Source organism: Candidatus Zixiibacteriota bacterium, assembly GCA_020853795.1.
Lineage (GTDB): Bacteria > Zixibacteria > MSB-5A5 > CAIYYT01 > CAIYYT01 > JADJGC01.
In genome coordinates this window covers 1-7186 of sequence record JADYYF010000103.1, presented here as the reverse complement: position 1 = coordinate 7186, position 7186 = coordinate 1, and the positions used below count along the sequence as shown (strand labels likewise).

Here is a 7186-nt window from a genome sequence, read left to right as displayed (position 1 = left end):
TCGGCAGACTGTTGAGAATGGAGGGGATAACGTTCTCCTTGAAGAAGAAGTCAGCGAGGACGTGGCGCCGATCGTGGCCGGCGGGGGCGCCAATCGAACGCAGCGGCGCGGCCGTGGTCGAGCGAAAGCGCCCGCGATGCGGGAGCGTGACCTGGACCTTCACGTAGGTCTGCTTGGCCGTGAGGTGTTTGATCTCCTGATACAACTCGGCCAACGCCCGGGCGGCCGTCAGTGTACCCGGGGCGGTCAGCGGCCGGATGTCGCGTTCAAGCTGAGGCAGGCATTTGCGCAGCATATCGCGGGCCGGCTGGCCCTGGCGGACGATTTGAATCAGTGCGGAGTGCGCCTCCGGACGCGAGACCGCCGGATCGATCCAGAATTCGCAGAGCGCGACATAAAACAGCCCAAAGTCGAAACGGCTATTGAGATTGAAGGTCCACTTCTCGCTGCGCAAACGTTCTCCTTGGTAGCCCGTACTGATACTGTCGCTGCAATCTCGCGGCGGTTCAGCCGCGGGGCAAGCGGGCGTAAGTTACCCACAATCGGCGCCGCGTCAAGCGCCGAGTTGCGGCGGCCGCCTTTTTGCTTGTAGAGTTCAGGGGTCGATGATATTATGACGGTAGCAGCGACGGCCAGTCTTCACTCCCGTCGCCGGTCCAGAGATGAACGACAATAACCAACGAAATTCCCGCAGCCACGCAGAACTCAAGGCCCTGCGAACGATCATGGAAGGCACGGCAGCCGAAACCGGCCAGGGCTTCTTCCAGTTGCTCGTGCGCAGCCTGGCCGAGGTGCTCGGCACCTACGGCGCCTGGGTGACCGAGTACCTGCCCCAGACCGACCAACTGCGCGCGCGGGCCTTCTGGCTTGGCAACGGCTACGTGCAGGACTACCTGCATCATGTCGCCGGCACCCCGTGCGAGCGAGTGATCCGTACCGGCCGGACGGTGCATTTTCCGGACCGCATCATCGAACTTTTCCCGAACGATCCGGATCTGGTGCGGACGAACGCTGTCAGCTATCGCGGTGAGCCGCTGACCGATGAGAACGGCAGCATCCTCGGCCATCTGGCCGTGCTCGACAACAAACCGCTGGCGGATGACGAACGGGTCGCCACGCTGTTTCGCATCTTCACCGCCCGGGCCTCGGCAGAACTGCGGCGAATGCGGGCGGCCGAACAGTTGGAAGCCAGCGAGGCGAAATTTCGACGCCTGGTCGAAAGCGCAATGGATGCCATCATTGAATTTGATCAAGATTTTGCCGTGACGCACTGCAATCAAGCGGCGATGCAGTTATTCGGTTGCGAGGACCACTGCGAACAGCCACTCAGCCGGTTCCTGGAGTCAAGAAGTTACGAGCGGCTGTTGACGTTGGTACAAGGACTGGGGCACTTGCCGGACTCCGAGCAGCGGCTGTGGATCACTGAAGGACTGACCGGACGGCGCAGTGACGGCGCGGAATTCCCGGCCGAGGCGACGCTGTCGCGGCTGGCGGGCGCCGGCAACGCGCACCATACGCTGATCTTGCGCAATGTTCAGGACCGGCTCGCCGCTGAACGCATGATCCGGCAGCTCGCCAGCGAAGCCGAGGACTTGCGGCGCGAATTGGGACTGCTGAACTCCGAGATGCTTGGACACAGTCCGGCGATCGCGGCGGTGTTGCGCGATGCCGCTCAAGTGGCGGTGACGGATACGACGGTGCTGATCCTCGGCGAAACCGGTACCGGCAAAGAAGTCTTGGCGCGCACAATTCATGCCCATAGCCTGCGCCGGGAGATGCCGTTTATCAAGGTCAACTGTGCGGCGATTCCGGCGGCGCTGATCGAAAGCGAGTTCTTCGGGCATGAGCGCGGCGCGTTTACCGGCGCGACGGCCAAGCGCATCGGCCGCTTCGAGCTGGCGGACGGCGGGACGCTGTTTCTGGACGAAGTCGGCGAATTGCCCTACGATCTGCAGGCCAAGTTGCTGCGCGTGTTGCAGGAGGGCGAGTTCGAACCGGTCGGTTCGTCGCGGACGATCAAGATCAACGTGCGGATTATTGCCGCGACCAACCGCTTGCTGCCGCAGATGATCAAGGCGGGAACGTTTCGCGAAGATCTCTTCTATCGTCTGAATGTCTTTCCGATTCACTTGCCGCCGCTGCGCGTGCGCGGCGACGACGTGATCCTGCTGGCGCAAACCTTCCTGGCGCAGCAGGCCCGCCGCATCGGCCGCTCCCTGGGGCCGCTGAGCGATGAAATCGTCCGCCGCTTGCGCGCCTACGAGTGGCCAGGCAATATTCGCGAACTGCAAAACGTCATTGAGCGCGCCGCAATCACTTCCCCGCCCGATCGCTTCTCGCTCGATCGCGCCTTGCCGCCGGTCGAGACGACGCCGACACCGCCGGCGCAGCCGGTCGCTTCACCGCGCGTTCTGACCCGGACGGAGTTGGAGCAACTGGAGCGCGAAAACATCATCAAGGCGCTGCAGGCCAGCGGCGGTAAGATCGCCGGCAAGCGCGGCGCGGCGGAATTGCTCGGTTTGAAGCCTTCCACCCTCTCTTCCCGCATCAAAGCGCTCGGCATCGCCGCCGGCAGCTAACCTCGCGAAATTTCGCGAGCGTCACGAAAATTCGTCACGAGCCGTTACGAAAAAACGGTGAATCGCGCGGCGATGATGCTAACGTCGCAAAGGTGAATCCATGATCCCGTTGACATGCAAGGGCTTGCTCGCGGCGGCAGAGTTTGGCACGCCGTCTGCTTTAGTGTTGGTCAGTGATGAAGACAACAAATCGAGTCATTCAGAAGCAACAACCAACACGAGAGGAGTCAAACATGACCACCATGAAGACCATGAATCGGATGCTCAACGGCGTCGATGTGACCAAGTTGATGGAGATGATGGAGCAGATTCGGGTTCAGCCGGAGCTGGCCGCTTTCAAGTTCCGTTCGCGCAACCGCTGGATCGACGGCGGGCACAACCGCTCAACGATCAAGGAGTTCTACGGCCTCAGCCGCGAGGATATGACCCGCGAGAAGGCATTCATCATGGACAACGATGAGCCGGCAACTTTGCTCGGTAGCGACCGCGGCGCCAATCCGGTGGAGTACGTGCTGCATGCGCTGGCCGGCTGTCTGACCACGACGCTGGTCTACTACGCCGCCGCGATGGGGATCAAGATCGACGAGATCGAATCGATGTACGAAGGCGACATCGACGTCCAGGGTCTGCTCGGCCTGAGCGATAAGGTGCGCAACGGCTATCAGAACATCCGGGTGAAGTTCATGATCAAGTCGGATGCGCCGAAAGAGAAGCTCGAAGAGCTGATCCTGCTGGCGCAGGGACACTCGCCGGTCTTTGACACGCTGTCGCGGCCGGTCAAGGTCGACGTCAGCCTGGCGTAAGCCCTTTCCGCAATAGGAAACGGCGAACCGGAATACCCGGTTCGCCGTCTTCGTAGTTGCAATCGTATGTTTACGTCTGCGTTTACGCGCGCGATTCGCTTCCGAGCCAGCGATAAACCAGACCCGCTAACGCGGCGCCAATCAAAGGCGCAACCCAGAACAGCCAGAGCTGCGACAGCGCCCAGTCGCCGACGAAGATCGCCGGACCGGTTGAACGCGCCGGATTGACGGAAGTGTTGGTCACCGGGATGCTGATCAAGTGGATCAAGGTCAGGCAGAGCCCGATCGCAATCGGCGCAAAGCCCTTGGGCGCGCGATCATCGGTCGCGCCGAGAATCACCAGCAGGAACATGAAGGTCATGACGATTTCGCAGATCAACGCCGCGCCCAGCGAGTAGCCGCCGGGCGAGTGTTCGGCATACCCGTTGGAGGCGAATCCGCCGGAGACATCGAATCCGGCCTGGCCGCTAGCGATGAAGTACAACACCGCTGCCGCGGCAATAGCGCCGAGCACCTGGGCAATCCAGTAGGGGATCAAATCACCAGCCTTAAAGCGGCCGCCCGCCATCAATCCGAACGAAACCGCCGGATTCAGATGACAGCCGGAGATGTGGCCGATCGCAAATGCCATCGTCAGAACGGTCAGACCAAAGGCCAGCGCGACCCCGACGAAGCCAATGCCCAGATTCGGGAATGCCGCCGCCAGAACAGCGCTGCCGCAGCCTCCCAGCACCAACCAGAAGGTACCGATGAACTCCGCGACCGCTCGCTTGCCAAGGGACATAGATTTCTCCTTTCCCAAACAACCTGTTTGCGCCCGCTCAGTCCCTGATCGGGCGTACTCTCGGAACTTCAAATAATCAAAGTCGGCGGCTGGAGCCAATTACGCTCCGGCCGCGATCACCGCTACGGCTTCACCAGCGCCCGCAGCTGGGGCGGGGCTTTCATCAATTCGACGAAGCTGTACTCCCAGATCGCCGCATTGCCCTCGGTGCGCTTGGCGTTCGTTTCCACGATCTGGCCGGGGAACTTGACGGTCAGGATGATCTTCCGCCCCGCGAAGGCCGATTCCATCATGGTTGTCATCATGTCACTCATGTCGGTCACGGCATCGCCCATTGCCTGGCCCAGCGAATCCATGACCTCCATCGATTCGTACTCACCGGCAGCGCTATCGGGCTCTTCATTGCCTTCAACCGACTCGGTCGTTTCTTCCGCTTCGGTGGCCTCTGCCGTCGCACTTGACTCGGTCGGTTCCGGGGACTGCATCATCTGAGCGGCGGCTGAATCGGCAAAATCGCGGGTGAACAGCCAATTACCGGAAGCTTGTTTGGCGAATCTGACTTCGCGTTTCACGGCCGGTGCGGCCATTTCTTCACCGTCACCCATGTTGCCGCTCACCTCCAACATCTCCTGCAGATCGGTGAAGGAGAATTTCATGTCGTAGGCTACGGTCGAGTCGGTGGTGGTCTCCTTGAAGTCGAGCAGTTTCACCTTGCCCTTGCTGGATTTCACCTTCTTCTCGATATCTTCCCGTTTGACGAATGTGAACATGTCGGCGGCATTGGCCGAATCCGACATCTGGCCGAGGCTGGCGAGTTCCTCAAAGTACTTCTTGTGCATCACCATACGAGTTGTCATCGTGCCGGTGCCGTCGGCGTTCAGTTCCAGCGTCTCGGCGTAATCGATGCAACCGAGCACCGCCAGCATCATGGCAAGTATCAACCCCCCCAGAAGTAGTCGTCGCATGTAATGACCCTCCACCTATACGAGAAATCTCATCGTCAGTGCATGATTGTTTGATGCCGGAAGCATAGAATGTCGGGCTGATAGATGCAAATAAAATCGCAGTGCCATCTCGGCATTGAGAATCGGGATGCTTTTGGTAGTTGTCCCAGTCAAGCACCGGCATCACTCGACAACTCTGGAACGGAACAGCCCCGATTGCCGTGGCCATCGAGGCTGCTGGTCTTGCTGTTCCGTCAGGTGGCGAAGCGTCTACTTCCCGGCTTTGTAAGATACCATGTCGGCATCGACCCGAAGTTTTTTGCCGTCAGGTCGAGTGACATAGAGTTCAAGAGCGCGATCGCCTTTGCACTGGAACATCTCGACGTAGAGCGGATGATACCCGGCTTTCAGCGCGATCCGCCCCGGGACTTCGCCGGCACCGTGCAGGCCGTCGTTGTCGACAATCAGCGTGTCGGCCACCCAGAGTTTACTGCCGTCATCGGAACTGATGGCAAATTGATATAGCCCTTCCTCAGGCGCATTGAAGTAACCCTGGAAGACCAGACCGAAATCCTCGTTGCGCGCAAAGTCGGGCAGCTCGACTGCGGGCTGGATCGTGTTCTTGAGCACTTTGACCGAGTCAAAATCGGGCAGCCGCTGCCAGCTCCCTTCATAGTAGCTGCAGCGCAGACCCGGCTTCAGTTTTGCGACGGCGACCGGATCGCGCGGGGTCAACTCACGGAATTCGACTTTGGCCAAATGGCTGTCACTGCGACCGGAGAGCGTGGCACGCGCTTTGAGAATTCCCGAGTCTGTGATCGTCAACGGCCCGGTGTACAGCGGCGAGGAGTCGGTGGGATCGCTGCCGTCGAGCGTGTAGCGGATTACTGCTCCCGGCGTTGGCGACGACAGCCCAACGGTCGTGCTCCCCAGGAACGCTGTTTCCGGAGCATGAACGCGCACCACCGGGTTGACGGCGGTGTCATAGAGCTCGGAAGCCGTCGTGACCTGAGGACGCTCGCGATGGAGCGCCGTCGCGGCCAGCACCCGGAGGTTAGGATCGTCGGGGAGAATCAACAGAACATCGTCCGCGCCCACATCAATGCGCGCTGCGAACAGATAAGTGAACTTGTAAGTATCGTTCGTTCCGGCCGCAGTGTGGCGGTGTGAACCCGCCCACGCGACCAGGCCGGGATTGACATACATGGGCGCAATCGCCATCGCGTCTTCGACCAATTGGCCGTTGACCAGGCGGTTGTTCCACTGGCCGAGCGGTTCGTCATAAGGAAGCACCAGCAGGTTGTGGGAGGTTGTCGCGTCCGCTGCCGATTTGACCACGAAATTCGCGCTGGTCGGCTTGCCGATTGCCGCCAGCAGCAGGTAGACGGCGTCGGCGTTCTCGCCGATGGGCAGCGATTGCCCGGCGCAGTGCACCACGTTATTGGCACCCGGTGTGGTCGGACCGAATTCGAAACGGATGTCGCCGAATTTCAGATCGCGCGGCACAAGATCGCCGGCGAGCGTGTTGCCCTTGCCGTCAAAGTCGCCGTCGGTACGATCGGCATCGGTGCTGATGCCGTCGAGATTAAACGGCAGTGCCAGGGATCGCGAGAGCGGCATTGGAACCGGCGCCTCGCGCGTCTGCGCCAGACGCACGGCGAAGGCCTTGGGCTGATACGGCGTGAGCGCGGTCGTCAACACACCTTTCACGACGGTCGCTTTGCCGACTTCATCCTCCTGCCCGTCGACCTGGCGCGCGGTCACGATCGCCCGCGGGAAGCTAACGCTGATATTTTCGCACGGCCGACCGTAGAGCTCACGCAAGCGCACGATCAGCTCGTCGCTGTTTTCAGCTTTCTTCAGCGCGGTCGTCATAACCGCCGGCTTATCCGCATTTGTGCCCGCCGTGATTTTCACCATTGAGAGGGACTTGCCCAGCTTGCCCGGATGCGGTTGCGTCCAGAACGCGGTCAACGACTGGTTAAGCTGCGCCGCCAACCATGGGACATTGCCCTGCCGCCAATCACCGCTGTGACCGGTGATCGAGTAGGTGAAGCGGTGATGGCCGAGATCCTG

Annotated in this window: 6 protein-coding genes; 2 read left to right on the top strand and 4 right to left on the bottom strand. The window is 60.7% G+C overall.

Features of this window, described 5'->3' with window-relative positions:
* Positions 1-454, bottom strand: a 454-nt coding sequence (locus IT585_07870; GenBank protein MCC6963153.1) for a hypothetical protein, incomplete at its 3' end; no start/stop codon positions are given.
* A 208-nt stretch (positions 455-662) separates the two neighbouring features.
* Here IT585_07870 and IT585_07865 point away from each other — a divergent pair.
* Together IT585_07865 and IT585_07860 are read left to right on the top strand one after the other, a co-directional pair.
* A complete protein-coding gene (locus IT585_07865; GenBank protein MCC6963152.1) occupies positions 663-2579 on the top strand; it encodes a sigma 54-interacting transcriptional regulator in 1917 nt (638 codons plus the stop codon).
* Positions 2580-2812: 233 nt separating this feature from the next.
* Positions 2813-3382, top strand: a complete 570-nt coding sequence (locus IT585_07860) for an OsmC family protein (protein MCC6963151.1) — start codon at positions 2813-2815, stop codon at positions 3380-3382.
* Positions 3383-3464: 82 nt separating this feature from the next.
* On the opposite strand, the gene aqpZ is transcribed toward IT585_07860, so the two are convergent.
* The 3 genes from aqpZ to IT585_07845 all read right to left on the bottom strand — a co-directional run.
* The gene (gene aqpZ / locus IT585_07855; GenBank protein MCC6963150.1) at positions 3465-4166 is read right to left on the bottom strand and encodes an aquaporin Z; all 702 of its coding nucleotides are present in this window, start codon (positions 4164-4166) and stop codon (positions 3465-3467) included.
* Positions 4167-4288: 122 nt separating this feature from the next.
* Positions 4289-5131, bottom strand: coding sequence for a hypothetical protein (locus IT585_07850; GenBank protein ID MCC6963149.1), 843 nt, complete (start codon positions 5129-5131; stop codon positions 4289-4291).
* A gap of 249 nt (positions 5132-5380) precedes the next feature.
* Positions 5381-7186, bottom strand: a 1806-nt coding sequence (locus tag IT585_07845; protein ID MCC6963148.1) for a chitobiase/beta-hexosaminidase C-terminal domain-containing protein, incomplete at its 5' end; no start/stop codon positions are given.